The 19,258-nt window shown below is 52.1% G+C and carries 24 protein-coding genes and 1 pseudogene; 17 read left to right on the top strand and 8 right to left on the bottom strand.

From position 1 onward, the window contains the following. Window positions 1-115: 115 nt before the first annotated feature. The gene (locus H8S59_RS01435) at window positions 116-949 is read left to right on the top strand and encodes a hypothetical protein (protein ID WP_095100820.1); all 834 of its coding nucleotides are present in this window, start codon (window positions 116-118) and stop codon (window positions 947-949) included. Between the two features lie 305 nt (window positions 950-1,254). Here the strand turns inward: H8S59_RS01435 and H8S59_RS01440 are convergent, their stop codons facing one another. Next, the gene (locus H8S59_RS01440; protein ID WP_187520220.1) at window positions 1,255-1,677 is read right to left on the bottom strand and encodes a hypothetical protein; all 423 of its coding nucleotides are present in this window, start codon (window positions 1,675-1,677) and stop codon (window positions 1,255-1,257) included. Between the two features lie 151 nt (window positions 1,678-1,828). Here H8S59_RS01440 and H8S59_RS01445 point away from each other — a divergent pair, with 151 nt between their 5' ends. After that, on the top strand, window positions 1,829-2,143 hold the full coding sequence (locus tag H8S59_RS01445; RefSeq protein ID WP_187520271.1) for a hypothetical protein: 315 nt from the start codon (window positions 1,829-1,831) through the stop codon (window positions 2,141-2,143). A 239-nt stretch (window positions 2,144-2,382) separates the two neighbouring features. On the opposite strand, the gene H8S59_RS01450 is transcribed toward H8S59_RS01445, so the two are convergent. From H8S59_RS01450 to H8S59_RS01460, 3 genes and pseudogenes are all read right to left on the bottom strand, one after another. After that, window positions 2,383-3,051 (bottom strand): hypothetical protein, encoded by a 669-nt coding sequence (locus H8S59_RS01450; RefSeq protein ID WP_187520221.1) that lies wholly within the window; start codon window positions 3,049-3,051, stop codon window positions 2,383-2,385. Between the two features lie 504 nt (window positions 3,052-3,555). Beyond that, window positions 3,556-4,074 (bottom strand): isochorismatase family protein, encoded by a 519-nt coding sequence (locus H8S59_RS01455; protein WP_187520222.1) that lies wholly within the window; start codon window positions 4,072-4,074, stop codon window positions 3,556-3,558. A gap of 276 nt (window positions 4,075-4,350) precedes the next feature. Next, a pseudogene (locus tag H8S59_RS01460) lies at window positions 4,351-4,512 on the bottom strand (transposase domain-containing protein); the annotation flags it as partial. Between the two features lie 1,400 nt (window positions 4,513-5,912). Between H8S59_RS01460 and H8S59_RS01465 the strand changes: the two are divergent. The 3 genes from H8S59_RS01465 to H8S59_RS01475 all read left to right on the top strand — a co-directional run bounded on the left by H8S59_RS01465 (window position 5,913) and on the right by H8S59_RS01475 (window position 7,398). Next, window positions 5,913-6,308, top strand: a complete 396-nt coding sequence (locus tag H8S59_RS01465) for a GFA family protein (protein ID WP_187520223.1) — start codon at window positions 5,913-5,915, stop codon at window positions 6,306-6,308. A gap of 397 nt (window positions 6,309-6,705) precedes the next feature. Then, on the top strand, window positions 6,706-6,942 hold the full coding sequence (locus H8S59_RS01470; protein ID WP_187520224.1) for a hypothetical protein: 237 nt from the start codon (window positions 6,706-6,708) through the stop codon (window positions 6,940-6,942). Window positions 6,943-7,014: 72 nt separating this feature from the next. Next, on the top strand, window positions 7,015-7,398 hold the full coding sequence (locus tag H8S59_RS01475; RefSeq protein WP_187520225.1) for a hypothetical protein: 384 nt from the start codon (window positions 7,015-7,017) through the stop codon (window positions 7,396-7,398). 180 nt (window positions 7,399-7,578) lie between these two features. Here the strand turns inward: H8S59_RS01475 and H8S59_RS01480 are convergent, their stop codons facing one another. Further along, window positions 7,579-7,995, bottom strand: coding sequence for an Imm50 family immunity protein (locus H8S59_RS01480; RefSeq protein WP_187520226.1), 417 nt, complete (start codon window positions 7,993-7,995; stop codon window positions 7,579-7,581). Between the two features lie 1,605 nt (window positions 7,996-9,600). On the opposite strand from H8S59_RS01480, the gene H8S59_RS01485 reads away from it, so the two are divergent. From H8S59_RS01485 to H8S59_RS01495, 3 genes are all read left to right on the top strand, one after another. After that, complete coding sequence (locus H8S59_RS01485; RefSeq protein WP_187520227.1) at window positions 9,601-10,227, top strand: immunity protein Imm33 domain-containing protein; 627 nt, start codon at window positions 9,601-9,603, stop codon at window positions 10,225-10,227. Window positions 10,228-10,691: 464 nt separating this feature from the next. After that, window positions 10,692-11,174, top strand: a complete 483-nt coding sequence (locus H8S59_RS01490; RefSeq protein WP_187520228.1) for a hypothetical protein — start codon at window positions 10,692-10,694, stop codon at window positions 11,172-11,174. Between the two features lie 194 nt (window positions 11,175-11,368). Then, window positions 11,369-11,848 (top strand): GNAT family N-acetyltransferase, encoded by a 480-nt coding sequence (locus tag H8S59_RS01495; RefSeq protein WP_187520229.1) that lies wholly within the window; start codon window positions 11,369-11,371, stop codon window positions 11,846-11,848. Between the two features lie 68 nt (window positions 11,849-11,916). On the opposite strand, the gene H8S59_RS01500 is transcribed toward H8S59_RS01495, so the two are convergent. Continuing rightward, on the bottom strand, window positions 11,917-12,726 hold the full coding sequence (locus H8S59_RS01500; protein ID WP_187520230.1) for an isocitrate lyase/PEP mutase family protein: 810 nt from the start codon (window positions 12,724-12,726) through the stop codon (window positions 11,917-11,919). A gap of 393 nt (window positions 12,727-13,119) precedes the next feature. On the opposite strand from H8S59_RS01500, the gene H8S59_RS01510 reads away from it, so the two are divergent. The 7 genes from H8S59_RS01510 (at window position 13,120) to H8S59_RS01540 (ending at window position 17,165) form a co-directional block, all read left to right on the top strand. Then, window positions 13,120-13,716 carry a suppressor of fused domain protein gene (locus tag H8S59_RS01510; protein WP_187520231.1) on the top strand — a complete coding sequence of 199 codons (597 nt, stop codon included), beginning with the start codon at window positions 13,120-13,122 and terminating at the stop codon, window positions 13,714-13,716. Continuing rightward, entirely contained in the window at window positions 13,716-14,297 is a 582-nt protein-coding gene (locus H8S59_RS01515; protein ID WP_343073026.1) for a 3-demethoxyubiquinol 3-hydroxylase, read from the top strand. The genes H8S59_RS01510 and H8S59_RS01515 overlap by 1 nt, the downstream gene beginning before the upstream one ends. A gap of 28 nt (window positions 14,298-14,325) precedes the next feature. Next, window positions 14,326-14,652, top strand: a complete 327-nt coding sequence (locus tag H8S59_RS01520) for a barstar family protein (RefSeq protein WP_187520232.1) — start codon at window positions 14,326-14,328, stop codon at window positions 14,650-14,652. Between the two features lie 53 nt (window positions 14,653-14,705). Next, window positions 14,706-15,503, top strand: a complete 798-nt coding sequence (locus tag H8S59_RS01525) for a metallophosphoesterase (protein ID WP_187520233.1) — start codon at window positions 14,706-14,708, stop codon at window positions 15,501-15,503. A 61-nt stretch (window positions 15,504-15,564) separates the two neighbouring features. After that, on the top strand, window positions 15,565-16,011 hold the full coding sequence (locus tag H8S59_RS01530; protein WP_187520234.1) for a GNAT family N-acetyltransferase: 447 nt from the start codon (window positions 15,565-15,567) through the stop codon (window positions 16,009-16,011). A 211-nt stretch (window positions 16,012-16,222) separates the two neighbouring features. Further along, a complete protein-coding gene (locus H8S59_RS01535) occupies window positions 16,223-16,753 on the top strand; it encodes a demethoxyubiquinone hydroxylase family protein (protein ID WP_027899323.1) in 531 nt (176 codons plus the stop codon). Between the two features lie 85 nt (window positions 16,754-16,838). Then, the gene (locus tag H8S59_RS01540) at window positions 16,839-17,165 is read left to right on the top strand and encodes a low molecular weight protein tyrosine phosphatase family protein (RefSeq protein WP_187520235.1); all 327 of its coding nucleotides are present in this window, start codon (window positions 16,839-16,841) and stop codon (window positions 17,163-17,165) included. 53 nt (window positions 17,166-17,218) lie between these two features. On the opposite strand, the gene H8S59_RS01545 is transcribed toward H8S59_RS01540, so the two are convergent. Both H8S59_RS01545 and H8S59_RS01550 read right to left on the bottom strand, forming a co-directional pair. Continuing rightward, window positions 17,219-17,704, bottom strand: a complete 486-nt coding sequence (locus tag H8S59_RS01545) for a P-loop nucleotide/nucleoside kinase family protein (protein WP_187520236.1) — start codon at window positions 17,702-17,704, stop codon at window positions 17,219-17,221. A gap of 48 nt (window positions 17,705-17,752) precedes the next feature. After that, window positions 17,753-18,211 (bottom strand): GNAT family N-acetyltransferase, encoded by a 459-nt coding sequence (locus tag H8S59_RS01550; RefSeq protein ID WP_187520237.1) that lies wholly within the window; start codon window positions 18,209-18,211, stop codon window positions 17,753-17,755. A 178-nt stretch (window positions 18,212-18,389) separates the two neighbouring features. On the opposite strand from H8S59_RS01550, the gene H8S59_RS01555 reads away from it, so the two are divergent. Then, on the top strand, window positions 18,390-18,947 hold the full coding sequence (locus H8S59_RS01555; protein ID WP_095100866.1) for a GNAT family N-acetyltransferase: 558 nt from the start codon (window positions 18,390-18,392) through the stop codon (window positions 18,945-18,947). Between the two features lie 10 nt (window positions 18,948-18,957). Beyond that, a complete protein-coding gene (locus H8S59_RS01560) occupies window positions 18,958-19,242 on the top strand; it encodes a DUF3630 family protein (RefSeq protein WP_176469974.1) in 285 nt (94 codons plus the stop codon). The last annotated feature ends 16 nt before the right edge of the window (window positions 19,243-19,258 follow it).

Raw genomic sequence — 19,258 nt, forward strand, 5'->3', positions numbered from 1 at the left:
GGCGGATGGCTGACTGCGGCGAGGCGCTTTATACGCTCTCCCCTCAAGCGGGCGTCGCCCAAACCTCTTGGCTGCGGAGCGAAACAATCGCACCACTGGAAAAAGCGGAGCACACATGGACAAGAAGGCGAAAAACATACTTTTTAAAACATACTGGGGTAGCAATGGCTGGCTTCCTGCCCCGAAGACGGAATCTCAGGATTTCGCCTATGCAAAAGCTCAAGGCTTGATGTTTGAACCCGTGAGCATCGGCCACGACCAGTGCGTGGGCGAGGTATTGGACATGGTCAAGCGAATCCCCGCAGCCAAGGCAGCCTGTGCATTTGTAGCCAGTCTTTCCACAAGAAGACTGGATTGGCGGTCTGGCGTGGCTTCATATCATCTTGCCTGCCAAATGGCTCTTCATCACTACACGCCGGCTGTTAGTGGTCACAGCTACCTTCCAGACGGTACGGTCACCGCAACAAGTTATACGTGCGCTGTTTGTCGCGATGTGGTGCCCGGCCTCACGGTCGGCGACGATCAATACACAGATGTGAACCTCAATGTCCTCAACTTCGAGCGCATAAAATGGGGCGGCGTCCGCCACGGCAAGTTGATCTACACGTGGTTCGACCTTCAGGAACTGTTGCGTGCCGACATCCCCGATCCGAAGGAAGAGGATTTAGCAATTCTCCAGGCAATCCTTGAGATCATCGAACTAAGCCAACCTGGCGACCACGCCGGCACATTGGAAAAACGGTTGGCAGGCGTGGTGAAGTCTTCAAAGAACGAGCGGCGGGTGATTATCGACGTCCTTGCACACTTGGACGTGCTCAAACCAGCGTCATTCGAACGGCCTATTCACAGCAGAAGCGACTGGTCGGGAGCGGCTGCATGCTGGCGCGGAGAGGACAAGTTCGATCACGAGGCAGTGCGCAAACATTTCGGCAAGTGGCTCCACAGGTGAGGTCAATCATCGTCGACTCATGCCATCGGATACCTTTCAACTCCTCGAATTACATTTCTATTTAGCTGTCTGGCAGACATTTCTGAACAGCCTCGACGCGTGTCGGGTCGGGATGGTTCCCCGCGACAAGATGAGTTCTGTGGAAGTCGGGCGATGAGTCCAGCCTGCCTCGGTCTTCGCTCTGGCGGCTCCTTATCTGCTGAATGAACAAGGACAGCGTAAGAGTTATGCCGAACCAGTACTCGACAGGGGGCTGTCCATTTTTGGCCGATGGATGTCGGTAGCTAGTGTTCGCTTTCGGTCAGTCAAATTGAGTTGAACAGGCCGAGATATGAAATGGTTGCAGTGCTCTCCGGCAAGCGTACCAGCGGTTCTACTTGGGTAGAGGTCGAACGATGGTCGCCCCAGATGGCATTAGAGCCCACAATGATAAAATGCGTGAATTCTCGGGCCTTGGAGTCGAGCAGCGCTATTTCGGACTGACTGCGGATTTGCCCTATGACGTCTTCTGGGGTGCCGGCAAGCTCAACGAAATCTGAATCCATATGGAACCCAAGATCTTCCGCCAGTCTCCAGGTCGGATTGCGTTGTTCCCACGAAACGTACTCGGCTTCGCTTGCGCTTTCAGGGGGCTCTGGCTCCCATTGTTCAAACACAAATTTATGCGCCTCGGCTTCGGTAGCGAAATTGGCACCAAAGAGATGAAAGGGCCAGAAGCCATCTTGCATGACACGACCTCAGTTGTTGGTGAGTCGTCAGGATCGTACCTGATTAAAGGTGGATGAGCAGCGTGTCAGGTAACCCTGGCGGGCAAAAGATGCTCACAGAAAAGAAATATGTGTTGGTGCCTGTCAGTCGTGGAAAATAAGGAAACCCTGAATGTGGCTTAAACCTGTTGCACTTGCAATCATGCTGCTACTGCTTGTGACGGCCTGTTTTGCCAAGCCGTTTCAGCCACCCACCGATGAAGTGGAGCTCTGGAAGAAGCCTGGCGAGGACGAGCGGCAGGTGCTCTCCTCGATGTTGGCGTGCGGTTCAACGAATCGCTACGGCATTGACCCCAAGGCCACGCTCGAGCAGAAAGCAGAACGCTTCGAGTGTATGAAGCGCGCAGGCTACACCCGCAGTGACGGCTTCGATCTCTGTGCTTTGGACACCAGGCATGAGCTGAAGGCATGTGCGTCGGCACGTTGAGGCCAAAAGACATCGCCCGTAAAGGAGCGATCGGCATTGGAATCCCTAATGCGAAAGAGATCATCTCCCTCACGTTCAACACCATGTTGGACATAATCCTCCGGGCATCATAATTCTCGACCGCCAGCTAAGCCAAGGGTCTACTGCAGTCGATGCGGCGACAGATGAAGTGGTATCCGTTAAATCAATGCAGAAAACGCAACTGGCCCAATGAACTGAAACGTCGTGAGCCTAGGACGCTATCTCGGTTGACTCGGTAGTGTTGTCACCGAACAGCCCGTCACTTGCGGGTAAGTCTGGCAAACCAGCATATTTTTATTTTTGGGCTCGAAGCCGTGATCAATCATGCAGCGTTGGACTTTGGCTGTGCTTCCGATGCTTGCGACATCTAGATTTGACCCCAGTGGTTTTGCATAGCCGCACGCATACATGACCGGCAGGGCTTCACTATCATTGGCTATCTGGACTGAGAAATGGAGTGATGCTCCCGCTTTACGCCATGAGACCTGCATACGTTCATCCCGGCCTGAATTAGGCTTGATTGGGTGAAATGCTTCATCTTCAACAAACGGCAATGCTTCGAGCTGGGACAGACTGAGCGGACGGCCCTGCCTTTCTTCGACGCAGGCTGGCATATTCTTCATTATTTCGCAGTATTCAAAGCCGTCTCTACGAGTAAAACCGAGGCGCTGCATACACTGAAAGTGAATGACCTCTTCGTTTATTGGGAAATAGTTTTGTGGCCCTCCTACAGGGTCTCCACACTCTGCCATTGCCGCTTTGACGCCCTCTACAGAAGTGGAAGCGCGTTTCCATTGGGTGAAAGACGCTGGTGGCGGGCAGCCGGTAAGTAAAAGTACCGATGAAATCAGGACTGGGATAGCAATAATCTGAGATTTGCTGAACAAACTCTATCCTTAATTTATGTCAGACCACGCCCAATGGTGTCCAAATTTTGGGGACATCACTGTTATCAATGATCACGCCACATGACTCCAGGAGTCTACCCCCAACGTCGACCCTGGGATTTCCAAAGCTCACCATTTATAAGTGTAAAGGGGGCATCTTAACCGGCTGCTTACGGCCAGAAGCAGGTTATCAGAACAGTAAATTATCAAATTTAAGATTTAACTTCGCTCTGGACAGTGCCACACGAGACAGTGCCACATGCTTCCCGATTCCGTAAATTGCACCATCAACATTTGAGACGTAAGCGTTCCGGCAACACATCTTGCCGCCCATCACCAAGTGTTATGGTGTTCGTAGTCTGAAGCACAGCGCCTCGGCCAATTCCCCATCAATAAAATCGACCCATAGCGGGCACTTAACGTCTCATTCAGGACGTGCGGGAATGCACGTATGGTGCCAGTGCTTACGGCAATTCACGCGCACTCCCGCACTTTCGGGCTCTGCTAGAAGCTCCACTCCTCAGCCCGAACTAGCTGGCAGAACGGCCCGTCAAGAGTTGCATTGTGATGGGCAACGATGTCCTCAGCTTTCATCACTGGCGTGTCTGAACAGGTATGGCCTTCGGCGATGAGTACCGCATCGAAGCCAAGATCACGAATAGCACGGCAGGTGCTGTCGACGCAGTATTGAGTTTTAATCCCAGTGACTACCACACCGGTTGCGCCACAAGAGCGCAAATTGTCAGCCAAGTCGGTCATTTCAAAAGCATTGGGCCGCCGCTTTTCGAACACCACTTCCCCACCCTGTAGCTTCAGTTCCTGTGCAACCATTGTTAGCGGACTGCCTGGTTCGATTGGAGATCCAGCGGGCCCGATGTGGCGTGCGAGAAAAATCGGAGCGCCTGCGCTGCGTGCCTTGTCCATCAGGGTATTCAGTGTTTCCAACAACTCTTCGCAGCGCCATAGTTTATCCGGGCCGTGAACAAGCCCGACTTGGATATCGAGTATCAACAGGGCGTACATGGGTGCATCTCCTTGCGTTGAAGCCAGCGACACAAGGGCGTAAAAAAGGCCCTGTCCATCACTGGCGGGCCTTTGAAGTTCGTCTGCTATCGGCTCACGAAACCTCGCACGCTCCGCTTTCAGCGGTCGTGGTGGTGGTGGCGGTCGAGGTGAGGCAATAGGTAGTCATGGATCGACACTATCAATATCGCAGCGAGCTGACAAGCCAGGATCCTGGAGTGAATGCTTTTGGCGGATGGGGTAGTGTAAGTTTACGGAAATCAGGTCTTGTGTAACTCAGGCGGGCTGCCAATTATGCGGCAGTAAGTGGTCTATTTCACTCGCACGATGCGTCGGAAGGCGCGTGAGAACATCCTTCAGGTAAATATACGGATCATGCCCGTTGAGACGCGCCGATTGGATCAAACTCATGATCGCCGCCGCCCGTTCGCCCGTTCGCTGGGCTGCCAATAAGTGTCTTTAGCTTCACATCGGAACTCCGGCTTAGCAGCGCCAAATCTAGCTCGAAAAAACCGGGAGGGTCCTTCTGAACCAGAAAAATGCTCTAGCAGCATTTCCTCTTCACCGCCGGACGCAAATGTATTTAGCTTGAAAAGCCTTTTATTTTGCGGGGTCCGCATATAAAGAAGGTCCGTCAACAGTGTGCGCTCTTTGAAAACTGGCACTGGCAAAACTCATCGGTCTACCTTGGTAGCGAAAATGCGCCCAATCCAGGACGCCGCGCGCCTTGAACGAAGCTCTTCAACATTCATGAATGTGTATTCCTGGTGTTCTCGCGCCTCTTGATCCTTCAGAGTACGTAGGGATGAGATACTGGTGCGATGGTAAAACAGCATAAATAGGGCAATAACTATAAATAGAAAGACGAGCAGCAACGCTGGCGATCTATAAGCGTGGAAAACTGGATAAATCAGTACTCCCAAGCCGCCCCCAACAGCACCGAGTGCCCAACGATTCTCCTGATTTGGCTCAATGACTTTGACGCGCTGCGAGCGTACGACCAGAGACTTCCTAGGACTCCGCCATATACATAATGATGAATAGACAATTGTGCAGAAAACTAGCGGCATACAACTGATCAGTAACGATAGGCCAAGCCCCAACTTAAACTGTTTGTAAGTCGCGACTAACGCCATTAAAAATGCGAACCCAGGGGCAATACCCAAATTTGTAAACAGCCTAAGACTGGCATACTTACTAAACCTTTCAGTCCGGTACGCGCAGTCAAAGCACCAGTAGGTTACCCACAACACAAATACAGCGGCGGGAATAGTTAACACACTCGGTACAACACCCGCGGAAAACACGGCTAGCATGGTGAACAAAAACCAAGCTCCCCATATGGTTGCTAAGTATCGATGCGGTTCAATATGGAACATTCTTAGTCTTTTCCCGTCAGTAAATTACCCAAAGAGGTGCCACACCCGCTAATCAGTATGCCCGTGAAAGAGCCTATTGAACCCTTGACATCCTGGCCAACCCAACACTCCACTTATCTCAAGCAAGTGAGGATTAAGGGGCAGCTTTTTTGGAAACATCCGAAAAGCGTCTTTGAAGAATGTTTCCCATTAAAGAAAAGATTTCTTTCCACGAATGATCTGACGGACTCCTCGGGTTGAATCGCTGGAATCATACTGGGCGTTCAAACCTAGATCCATCCCCAAAGTGAAAGGGTTCGTTGAGAAAAGCTGTCGCTGGCATGTCGCCCTAGGGGAGAAAGCATGCGCGGGACCTGATACCGGAGGCATGCGTTCCGCGTAGCATTCTAGTCACTGCTTGTTGGTTCGATTTACGATGGTGACCATAATCTTCGCACTGTGTCGAAATCGGAGGATGAAATGAAAGGAAGCTGCGCTTGCGGGGCTGTAGGTTATGAGATCGATAGCATTGATACGCCAATTAGCCATTGTCATTGTATTACCTGCCGGAAGACCCATGCCGCTGCTTATGTCTCCACTGCTGGGGTGCTGAGAGAGCATTTTAAATGGACTCAAGGCTTGGACGCATTGAGGGCTTTCGAGTCATCTCCTGGCAAGATCCGGCACTTCTGCTCCCACTGCGGATCGCACCTTGCAGCTGAGCGTAACGGCTCAATTGCAATGATCGTGCGCGTTGCGACGTTAGACGAGGAGCCTGGCTATAGGCCCGAGTATCACATCTGGACGGAGCAGGACGTAGCTTGGCTGGCTGGGGAAGATCTCCCAAGGTATTCACAATGGCAGCCTGATAGATAAGAGAAACGTTGCTTGGCCATATCGCCCGTTAGGTGCGTATGCGGACGCCAACGGTCTCGAATGTGCGAGTTCGGAATGCATGTTGGCTGGACGCTTACAGATGATTCTCAGAGTTATTCATAGGACGGACCGGCCGCTTTTGGCTGTTTGCGGCCAAAAGCCGACGCTTACCGACACATGATCATCCTAATCGCCGCCGATGCCATAAAATTAATCGTGGCCTCACCCGTATTTTGCGCCCCTAGAAGAAGCGAGCGGGAGGAGTTCAACCTGAGCCAGGCTTTTAGTGATATTTTTAATATTTGGCCAATTTGAGCCCCAACACAATTAACAATCGCGTCAATCAGGATGTTCGCTAGCTCGAGCCTATTACGCGTGTTAGATCACAGGAAAGAGTATGTCCGACCTATCCATGATCAAATCGACGGAAGTGTTCTCTCGTCTTAGCGCATGTCATCCTATTATCGAAGTTTGGCCAGATAGCGAGTTTTCAAATGATGGTTATGCTTACTACTGGCTGGTGGCGCACAACGATGGCGCGACCCGTATGCTTTCCTATGTCCGCTGCAAAGAAGGAGGCTGCGAGCAGCGCACCTACGATCTTGAGGGCGATGATCTTTGGATCCCAGCGTGAGCGGCTGTGGCCTGACAATCCATTCAAGCCGACGCCGCTTCGCAGGGCGGCTTAAATTCAGGGGTAGCCCCAATGCTTAATTTCTACGTTTACGTCGACGGATCCGACCTTGATCGGTGCCAATTACCGTTGATACAGGCCTTCTCTGAGTTCTCGGCCAAGCTAGGGCTAGGTGCAACGGTCATTAATGACAAATACCCACGTACTCCCGATCTAGGCCCCGATGATTTGCCTGACTGGAACCTCGGCCTCAATTTCTCCACCTCCACTCTCAGTGAGGCGGTCGCTACCGAGCTAGTGTCTTTTCTCATCGGGCTCTCTCAGCAGACCGACCGCGAGTTTGTTATCGGTCTGCGGCACACAAATGGGGAGATCTCGGATGACCTCATGTTCATAGGAGCCTGCTCCCCGGCGAGCAAAGCCTCCCAACTGTGCCTGATGGTCGATGGGCACTAACAACTCATTCAACCGGAGCTGACCCTCACCTAGCCTGCTAAAACCGAGAAGCTGGATCAATGTAGACGATCAGCACCAAAGGAAAACGGCTGCAGCATGCTGCGACCTCAAGCCTAAACAGTCTTCCCTGGCGACCTTCCAGACAATGTGAAGCTGAATACAAAGTAGAGCAGACGAGGATCAGGACAGTAGATTCGTTACCGCTCCAACGGTTACATGGTTGCAACGAATGGTTCCGCCAATTCCCCAGATCGAGGCGATATCCACGAGAATCGATAAATCTTGTAATCGCTTCAGGTCAATTGATTCGAGCACGTTTTGATGATTGAAATCTGTCAGTGAAAGGTCATAGATATCACTGAATATCAGCTCAACCAGTAAACTTCTCTGGCATACGTATTCAAAGTCCGCCGTACCAACGCCAACTACATCATGCTCTCGGTAGTGCACGCATAGCTTCGCGATCGTAGCCGAACCCTGGTCCGGAAGGCCGCGCGATACCAGAAGAGAGATCACCTCTGCGTCGTGAAACGATGGCCAGAAACCAATAGTTTCAATAACATGTTTGGCTCCGCTGATCAGTTCTTCGGGTTTCACTGTGTGCCTCCAGGATGACGTCAATGACTGATACTCATCAGAGCGGTATGCCCAAACAGTTAATTCTTGCTGGCTTGGGAGTTCCCATTAAGGATGTACTCCCAAGTGAATCACGAGATTCAAGTTTTATTTAATAACAGGATTGGCACCATCATCGGCTCTCCTTATCCGGCTATTCAATCAAATCCAACATGGACTCGTGAACCTCGAGAGACGAACCGTCCTCAAACTCAATCAAGTAGATAGTACCTGGTGGAAACTGATCAAAGTATCCACCGGGACGATCGTCGGAAACGCCAACTACCCATGCTCGCGCGCCGGGCCTGATTTCCAATGGCGCCCTGTCGGATACTCTAACTATATCGTCATACGTAAATTTACTCATATCTATGATACGCCGGAAGATGAGGATTTCCATTCGGTGCCGTCACACCGAGTCGATGGCCGTGAGGCCTTTTGCTCTTGAATCACTTGGCGTTTATAACCTCTTCGGCCCAAGCAATCAACTATAGGTTGACCGCTTGCTCCAAGAACCTGCTGGTAATTGCCATCTGGCGATTCTTGACTTGTCCCCCTTGCCGAACTGGATATGGAAACCACCGAAACACCACAACTCTATACAAGGAACGTTATTCTTATCGATAAGAAATCGCGCCCTCCCTCCAAAGAACTACCCTAAATGAAGAAATAGCACTGCACATCAGAAAAAGACGGATCTATTCGCTGAAAGTAGTCATCGTGGATTTTTATCGCTTCCAATAACGACTCCCCCCAATCGCAACGACTCACAGGATTTTCTTCGACGAAAAGCTGCGCCGTCTGCTTCCGAGCGTTTGTATCACGATCAACATCTAGAGGCGATTTGTAAAATTCCACATTTTGAACGCAAAACTTATTCCGCTCAAGATCTTCGAAACAAAAATAAATCGCCATAGTACTCTCATCAACACACTTCCAAACCTCATGCAGCTTAAACATTTTACCCCCCTCATTTAGCGATGCACTTGCGACTAATAACGCAAACTTTTGGCATGCTCTTCCACTGCTCTCAAAGGGCGTCAGTTTGGGCTTCCTCCGCTCTCACATAGACCCCAAAGGTGAGTTAGCCTTTTGGCTATCTCGGCTGTCCAGTGTGTTATCGCTGCGGTGGTGTCCTTCTGGGTCGGGAACTGCCGTGAAGGGCGCTCTCGATAACATGGTCAATGCCCCCTTCTCCGCATTAACGGCATAGCCGTCGCCATTCAACGGGATCGAAATCGGCCCTACAAATATACTCAGCAGCGAAATAGATTCAAACTCATCCAAAGAGCCCTTAAAAGCCCTCTTCAGCCTAGCTGATTTTGCTGGTGAGTCCATTTCTGCACGAGGGTCTGGACGAGGTTCGAATCATGGCGAAGGAGACTGGATGGATGAGATTGGTCGTGAGACTGGGTGCCATACATGCGGAGATACGGACTTGGGAACCAGGAGTGGGAACCATATTCCGTATCCTCAACCAGCTGATGCGCTCAATCCAACCGGTGGGGAGCAATGAATTTATCCGCACTGCTTAACCTGTAGCCGAATACAGGGTGGCCAGGAGCGTGGCGCTACGAGGAGAATTCGATGAAGATTATTAACGCGGAAACAGACACCGGTGTGACACTGAAATCTGAGGGTTTGCTAGAGCGCTTTGGCTACGAAATAAGTGTGAATTTCAATGATGCCAACCTGAGAAATGATGCGATTGAGTTCATAGACCTCGTGGCTCGTTACATTGAGGAAGGTCATCAGGTGGCTTCTGGTGAAACCCTGGGCTATGGGTCCTGGATCACAAAAATGGAGCTGAACGATAATCGTGAGCTGATATTTTTCGAGCAAGTGCCGCTAACGGATGAATATGCGCTTGGCATCAGTACCACGCTTAGGCTATGGGTTGAGCAGCACGCAATGTGCTCGAAAGTAGGTGCAGATTTCACTACATCTCGATTTGAGCAACTAATCGTCATCTCCGATGGCGTGCTCGAGGGAGAGGCAACTGAGGGTGTGCGATACCCTTCTCCCGAGCATATGTCTGGTTGGTGGATAACCACTGACCAATACAACGGAGATACCAAAAGCCTGAAGACTGTGCATGCCCAGCACCTCGCCGTTAATCGTCCAGACCTTGTTAAGTATCTTGGGTTACCGAACGGCTATCGGTTTCATGAATTAACCAATGATGCCTGGTTCGATGAGAAAGTGGTCGGATAGAGGGTGGCAACGGCCTAACCCAAGGGTTGGGCCACTGTAAATAATCTGCATCGCTAGTTGCCCTGGCTATCGGCTTGAAACGCTGAGGGTCTTGCCGTGCAAAATTTTGATATTTCAGACATCTTATCGTATGAGTTTCCTGATTAGGACTCATCTACGTCGCGAATTCGACCTGACCTACCCTCCTTCATAGCAAATGCTTCTATAACGATCTTCAACTGGCGCTAATGGTCAGCACTGGGAGGGTCTACCCCGATTTTCTGAATCACCAAAAAAGTCATCTCTAATGACCAAGCCAAAATTAGCAGTGGCACAACCTTGGTCGGTGTCATCTGAATGGATTTTGCGTTTTGAATGTTGGACCTTCCGTTAAATCCCGATAACTCTGGATGCCTGTTGACGTAATCTTCACCCAGAGTAAGGTGCTGAGGCATATCCAATCGCTAATCCTGCAAGGAAGATATATGACAGCCGGACTGCATACCGGGACGCACGCCGGCTACAGCGCTCTCAGCTGGGACAATGGATGCGACGTTAACCTGGGCGACGTCATTCGCCAGCTTCCTCAGCTCGTGCTGAGCCATCACGTGGCAATCGCCTGGTCGGATAGTGGCCCCCATAAACTTAGCACTGCTGAGATAGCCAGCGGTTGGCAACGTATAGGTGACCTGGTAATCAGTCCTATGATTACAGATGTCGCTCAGTTGCCCACGCCGGGCTTTGATGAATGGTATGTCTTTGAGCGCTTACCAGATCGGGCCAGTCTCTCCAGATTTAACAGCGCTATCGCATTTCAACCTTTCGGAGAGAGCAGTAAGGTCGAAGAGTTCTGGTCACAAATTGAGGATTTGCAACCAACACACGCTCTGCTTGGCGCCTGTCCAAGCCTGTTACTGATCACGCGGGACGCTGCCCTATATGAGCGCGTACTTGCTTTTATTCGCTAAAGGTTGAGATTCATGCTTTCGAGGATGTGTGAGGGTAGATCAATCATGACGTCACTGCTCCCGTCGCCTGGATCCTGGCATGTCACAATCGTCCACACTGGCTCACTTCCAGCCAAGCTCGACATCAAGCAACACCAGCAAGGTCGTTACACTCTTATAAGACGTTGGGACGCTGCCGATTTTCCAGGAAGATTATGGACATTAGACTGACGAAAACAAAAGACTGGATGCTTTTGAAGCAAGTCCGACTCGCAGCACTTCTGGACACGCCAACGGCGTTTGGTGTGACTTACCAAACCGCCGCCAAATACACTGACGAACAGTGGAAAGACCGCGCATCGTCAGCCGGAACGGCATTCTGGCTGGCCTTCGACAGTGACAAACCTGTCGGAATGGTCGGTGCCGCAGTGAGCAGTGCGAATCGCTATAACTTGATCGGAATGTGGATTGCGCCTTCTGCACGCGGCTCTGGCGTAGCAACTCAGTTGGTTGAGGCCGTGAAAGCTCGCGCGATAGCCCAAGGCTTTGATGGCGTTTTTCTCGACGTCTCTCCAGACAATGCGAGAGCCTCAAACTTCTATCTAAAGCAGGGTTTTGAATTCCTGGATGAATGGGAACCGTTAGAAAGTCATCCGCATATTTCAGTGCAGACAATGCATTGGTCTGGGAACTGATTCACTGGCTTTCCTGCTTACAGGACGTGCGCAATGGATCGGTAGTCGTCTTCCGCCGAGTAGCACTATCACTGTGATCGACAGGCCATTAGCGCATTGAGTTCTCCGTAGGTTTTAGCCTTCAGGTCGTGGGTGTTGAATTGACCGTTTTCCAGGAAACCGCGTGCCAGTCCCTCCATGGCTCCGTACAAAAACTCCGCGATGGCCGAACCCGCGCTCAATCGCTGGACTCCCATCTGCGCCAAGGCTTCCGGAGTGGCAAGACCCGGCCGCCAGAGCAGGTTGACTGGCAATGTGGATTCCTGACACACCATGGCAATTTCCCGAGGCTCCACCACGCCTGCAGCGAATAGCCCATCCGCGCCTGCGCTGGCGTACAGCGCAGCGCGCCTTAGTAGCTCTTCCAATCGCTGCTCAACGGGGAACAAGTTCTTCAGGTAAACGTCGCAGCGCACATTGACGAACAGGTTTATCCCCCGCTCGCCTGCGACTTTTCGGGCCGTGTCGATTTTTTGGATGAGCAGCTCTGGCGGAGCGACTCCATCCTCGATATTGATACCTACCGCACCGGCGTCAATGACAGTGGCGATGACTTTGGCAACGTGCTCAAGGTCATCTGAATAGCCCCCTTCGATATCTACAGTCAGCGGCACGCTGAGCACTCGGGACATTGAGGCGACGGTACTGCTCAACAACCCAATAGGCAGCTTGTCGCCATCTTGATAACCGTGGGCCCAAGCCACCGCCGCGCTGCTGGTGGCGACGGCCTTGCTTCCCAGCCGCTCGGCCTGGCGAGCGCCACCCGCGTCCGCCACGTTGGCAAGTATCAGCAAACCCTGCTGGTGAAGACTGTGAAAAGTGTCATCCAGTGATGCCATGAGTATCCGGTTCCTTGTCGATCATCTTGAAGGGGTGGTTACGCAGGGTAGCCCAGTTAAAGCGATTGGGAGCTTCTACAATATCAGGCAGGAAGGCCGAGAGCGCTCCTTCGCATCAGTTTGCAAACGAACCAGAGTTGAGCTTGACTCGGCCTGCTAACACCGAGAAGCTGAATCAGTGTAGACAATCAGCACGAGGAAAAATGGCTGGGGCATGCTCGACCTCAAGCCGCCCCGGTCCATGTCGCCCCCCATACAATGTAAAGCTGAGTACAAGGTAGAAAGCAGTTTCTAGATGAGTAGAATAATTGGAGCATTTACCGGCCCGAGCTGCCTTCTTCCAACAGAAGTCATAAAGGGAAGTTTGAAACTGATGATTACTATGGACACCCAATGAAACAGCCTCCCAGCCTTCAACTAAAAACAGTAGCAAAGCACATCCTCAAATTTTTTGGCGGCACGCCAACTGTTCATGCTTACTACGATGACGCTAGAGCAAGGTCGATATCTATCGTCACTACGTTCGATACGATAGAGCCCGGTATAAAATCAGTAGGAACCATCGGACTATCTGAAATCTCATTAGCAAACGAAGACGGCACGGAATTTATAACCCGCGTCGAGCTTTGCTCTGCTGTTCCAGCAAATTTTGAAGCGTGGGAAAATGTAATAGCGTCAGCTGCTTTCTGCATAGAACAAAGAAAAAACCCCGTTATGCTGGGGTCTTTCCTGGAAAGCGCTGTTGAGGAGTACTTTCCAAAAACCAAGATGCCTCACTTATATTTCTCCATACCTTTTTTATGGAACGATGGCCATTTTGAAGAATTGATTTTTGATGGAATCAAAATAAACTGGTTACAATGTTTTGCAATTCATGAAATTGAAAAACAATTTATAGATAAAAACGGTAGTGATGCTTTTGAGGATCTATTGTCAGCACAGGAGACTGATGTGTTCGACATGGAACGTGAGCCTGTCAGGTTATCTTAGTGAGTTTTGATAAACTCCATGCCCACCACCTCGAACAAGGCCTACCCAGCGTGACTGACACTGACTACCCGCCCCTGGGCAACCGTATGATGAAGGTTGACCATGCCGGCGAGCACGGCGCGACCTGCATCTACAGCGGCCAGTTATTCATGGCTGGGCTTTTTGCTCCTGGCATGGTGAGTGAACTCAAGGAATTTCTCTCCCATGAACGCCGTCATCGGACTGTCTTTCAGGCAGAGCTACAGCGGCGCAATTATCCGCGCTGCCGTAGTTACTGGCTGTGCGGTATCGGCGGTCTGGTGTTGGGCCTGGTCACCGGTCTCTGTGGCCGCAAAGCCATCGTGGCTACCACTGTCGCAGTTGAAAGCGTCGTGCTCAAACACCTGGCTCATCAACTTCATGAGCTGGGCGATATCGATCCACACGCGGTGGCCGCAATTAAATCGATCGTGGAGGAAGAACAACATCATCACGACCAATCAGCGGCGCAGATTGATGTCAGTGACCCTTGGTTCAGAGCGCTTAACCCAATGGTGACGGCATGGACTGAAGCCGTAATTTGGATGGGCATGCGCTCTTAGAATCAAGCAAAGTTAACGGGTTCCTCCAATGATACGAGTGAATGCAGATCTGATTACTGACTGGCAGACATTCCACAAGGTGTTCTCGGACATATTCGGCTTCCCGGGCTTCTACGGGTGCAACATGGACGCGTGGATTGATTGCCTCTCGTACCTTGATGACCCCAGCGCAGAAATGTCGTCTGTCCATGTTCAACCAGGACAACCGCTATCATTGGTCATCGACAACGCTCAGCGCTTCAAGCAACGCTGCCCTGAACAATTTTCAGCGCTGGTGGAGTGCGCTGCTTTTGTAAACTGGCGGGCCGTCGTGGCGGGTGGTGCTCCACTTCTGGCGCTCGCCTTCAATGTTTAAATGGTTAACACTGCTGTCACCTTCAGCCAGTCATTTTCCAGGGAGGACACCCAGTGCTCATCGCCCACCTGTCAGACCCACATATCAGGCCAAAAGGCGAACTCTACAAAGGATTGGTGGATTCAAACACGATGTGCAAACAGGCCATCGAGCATCTGAACGCACTGCGCCCGCGCCCGGATGTGGTGATCATCACCGGCGATCTGGTAGATGAAGGACAACCGGAAGAGTACGAAATGGCCCGCGCGTTACTGGCGGATATCGAGCAACCGCTGTTGATGATCCCTGGCAATCACGATGACCGCGAGTTGTTCAGGTCTGCGTTTGCCCAGGCAGAAAGCGCTACACGCGAAGGGCCGCTGCACTTTGTTGCGTCACACCTTGGCCCCGTTCGCATCATTGGACTGGATATCACCGTGCCCGACGAACATCACGGTGACATGACCGAAGCAGCACAGGCATGGCTGGAAGCTGCCCTTGCAGAAGAGCCGGATCGACCAACCCTGATCATGCTCCACCAGCCGCCATTTTTGAGCGGCATTCCTTACATTGATACGTATGCGTGTATCAATGCGCACCGGCTTGTTCAGGTGGTCGAGCGCTACCCTGACATCGAGCGAATAGTTTGCGGTCACATCCACCGATCCATGCAACTGCGCTTTGGTGGCTCCCTGTTGTGCACCGCCCCCAGTACCACCACAGCCATCGCTTTGGCGCTGGACGCAAATGCTCCGGAAGCCTCTTACGTAGAGCCGCCTGCCCTGCTGTTGCACCACTGGAAACCTGATACGGGGCTTATCACCCATTGGGTGCCGATCGGCAAATTTCCGGGGCCGTTGCCGTTTGCCTGATGGGTGAGCTTCGCACGTATTTTCCGGCAGAACAGTGCCTCTCCCAAAACGAGGACATCGAGTGTCGCCAGTAGATATTCAACTCATCACCACACTGCCTACCCAGACTCAGGAACTGGAAAAACAAGCCGTGGCAGAGGGCTTCCGGTTTCTCACCCGTTTGGTTGACGAATGGCAGACCGGAGCCAATCGTTTCAGCGCGAAGGGCGAATGCCTTATGGCGGCGTATCTGGGAGACCGTCTCGTAGGCATTGGTGGCCTGACACGTGACCCGTTTACTCAGGAGAACATCGGCAGGCTACGCAGGGTGTACATCGCTCGTGAGGCAAGAGGCCAGAACATCGGAAAGACTTTGGTTGATCGGCTTGTGGAACACGCAACTCAACATTTCCGCATCGTGCGCCTGTCCACTGACACGTCGGATGCGGATGCGTTTTACCTGCGCTGCGGCTTTCAGCCACTGGATGATGATCACGCTACGCATGTGATGTTTTTGGGGGATGCGTGACGAGGCAAAAGTATAACTTGCTCGGTTCCGGACTGCTTTCGCGCATAAAGTGGCCAGTACATCGACTGCATTTTCATCCCGAAAATCGACTCTTCCCGGATGAACCCAATCCCACAGACAAGGTGTCGGTGTCACAACAGAGCCGAGTCAGGGTCGATGCTGAAAAGAGGATAAACTTATTGTCCGCCATCTCGGACAAGGCACACGTAGCGTGACTGAAACTGACTACCCGCCTCTTGGCAACCGAATAATGAAGGTCGACCACGCCGGCGAGCACGGCGCTATCTGCATCTATAGCGGGCAGTTGTTCATGGCTCGGCTTTTTGCTCCAGGTATGGTGAGTGAACTCAAAGAGTTTCTCTCCCATGAGCGCCGTCATCGGACTGTTTTTCAAGCTGAGCTGCAACGGCGCAATTATCCGCGCTGCCGCAGTTACTGGCTGTGCGGTATTGGCGGTCTGGTGCTGGGTCTGGTCACCGGCATCTGTGGTCGCAAAGCCATTGTGGCGACCACCGTTGCGGTGGAAAGTGTCGTGCTCAAACACTTGGCTCATCAGCTTCATGAACTGGGTGATATCGATCCACATGCAGTGGCCGCTATTACTTCGATCGTGGAAGAGGAACAACACCATCACGACCAATCAGCGGCGCAGATTGATGTCCGCGATCCTTGGTTCAGAGCGCTTAACCCATTAGTAACGGCATGGACCGAAACCGTGATCTGGATGGGCATGCGCTCCTGAAACCATGCAAAGCCCAGGGTTGCGACAGCTCTATCATAAACAACGACTGGCCGATCCCGACCCCGTTGGCTAAAGGTTTTCATACATGCTGAACGTACTTTTCGTCTGCGGTAAAAACAGATTGCGCAGCCCGACGGCTGAACATGTTTTTGCAAACTGGCCGGGTGTAACAACGTCATCCGCAGGGGTCGGTAATGACGCCGACGTTCCAGTGGACTCGGAGCTTATCGAGTGGGCGGAGCTGGTATTCGTCATGGAGCCTGCTCATCGCAGGAAGCTCAAGGCCAGGTTTGCCAATGCGCTGAAAGACAAGCGAGTTGTTTGCCTCGATATCCCTGACGACTTTGAATACATGCAACCTGAATTGATCGAGATATTGAAAGCGAAGGTTCATCGCTTTTTGCCCGTTTGAGGAGGGGTGTTGTCAGGGCTGGCTGCCCTGACAATCGTAAATCAACTGATGAATTACGGACGGTGAACCCGAATATCCAGCCCCTCCTCCGGCGTTGGCGTCTGAAAATATCGAGTGATCAAATCAAACTCTGCGTCGGTTGCCGCAAAGTCATGCCCGCCGTGTGCATTGCGGGCATGCAACCTGGCACGGCAAATATCATCCTCCACGTCCAGATAGTGCAAGCAGTGTCCTACCCCGCCTGACTCCGCCAGACCGCGTAACCACTCACGGTCTGCACGAGTATTGCCAGGGAAATCCAGAACAACACTGATACCCGACTGCACTATATCAATAACCAACGGGCGCAAAACATCGCGAATTCGATGTGCAAATTGCACATAGTCGGTCACTGATTTGATCTCGCCAGGGTAAAGCCTTGAGAGCCAATGATCCTCACTCAGCAGTATTGCTGAATGCTCTGCGACGAGTGCCTTCGCAAGCGTTGATTTGCCCGAGGCGATCTTGCCGCACATGAGATGAAGTTTCGCAGTAGGCATCGACCTGTCCTGTTTTCAAAATGTGGTGGGTATCTGCTTGAATCACACTCAAAGATCCCGCCCCATCAGCCAGTGTTCCTTATCCCACGCCTGAAAACACTCCAGAACCTGCCAGCCGCGCTTGGCGTAGTACTCATGGCGGTCATGGGTGTGCAGATACAGCCGCGTGTTGCCGTTGGCCTTCGCTGCGGTGCAAATGCCCTCGATCAGTTGTTCCGCCAGACCTTGCTGTCGCGCATGCGGGGCGATGAAAACACAGGCCAGCCATGGGCCCAGCTCCGGGCGTTCAGCCAAGTCATTTCTAGCCAGCGCAGCGCCGCCCAGCAATTGCCCATCCTCGACGGCAATCAGGCATTGCCAGTCACCATTAACCTGCCCCTCGGCAAATTCACGCTGCCAGTCATTCAATGAATGACCGACGTACTCATATGCAAATTGTTCGTGCAGCCACTGTGCGAAAGTGTTGCTGTACTGCATATCGTCGCGCAGCCAGATCAGGCGGAGCATTTGGGATTCCTTTTTGTTTACTTCCAATGAGTTCATTATTTCCATCACCACAAGTCTGGTGTATTTCTCACCCGGATCAGTATCTGGCGGATCATTGCTGCGAACCCACTCGACATCCAGAGTCGCACTCTGCAAAAGTATCAACCGATGACCGATGCCGCTCCAAGGACTTCTTGCAATGGACAGCCCGCATACACTGCAAACCGCTCGCTTGACACTCACTCCGCTGCAACTGGCCGACGCCTCCGATATCCAGCAGCTATTCCCCCACTGGGAAGTGGTCCGCTACCTCGACAGTCGGGTGCCATGGCCTTACCCGGATGACGGCGCACTGACGTATGTTAGTGACGTCGTGCTCCCGGCCATCGCGGCAGGACGCGAATGGCACTGGATGATCCGCTTGGGATCGGAGTTGTCACAGAGCATAGGCAGCATCAGTCTGTACGATCACCCAGGCAACAACCGGGGCTTCTGGCTCGCCCCGCAATGGCAGGGCAAAGGCTACATCCGTGAGGCCTGCAAGGTCATTAACGCGTACTGGTTTGAAACGCTGGCACGCCCGGTTATGCAAGTCCCCAAAGCGGTGGACAACCAGGCGTCGCGCAAGGTCTCACAGCACGAAGGCATGCGCTTGATCGAAACAAGGGAAGGCCATTTTGTATCGGGGCCGATGCTCAAGGAAATATGGGAGATGACGCGTGCCGAATGGTTGAGCAGAACAGCAACATGCGAGTAGAGGTAAACCTGTGGAACTGAGAATATCCGAAGCAGCCGACTGGCATTTATTTGAAGTGATCGCCCGAAAGCTTGAGCACAGCCTCAAAGGCGTCTGGACACAAAAAGCCGACGGCCTTGAAGAGCGTTATTGGGATTTGCTGGTAGGCGATCAGACCATCACGCTGCACCTTGAACATTATTTGGGTATCAGCTTGTTCAATACGCAGCAGGATCAACCGACAGATCTGCTTGAAATGGCTCATCGTTTATTGGCAGCTGATTTCCCGGTGGCGTTTGAGCAAGACTCGTTATAAATCTAACGTCCTCGAT

It is taken from the genome of Pseudomonas folii, from assembly GCF_014357575.1.
In the GTDB taxonomy this organism is placed as follows: Bacteria; Pseudomonadota; Gammaproteobacteria; order Pseudomonadales; family Pseudomonadaceae; genus Aquipseudomonas; species Aquipseudomonas folii.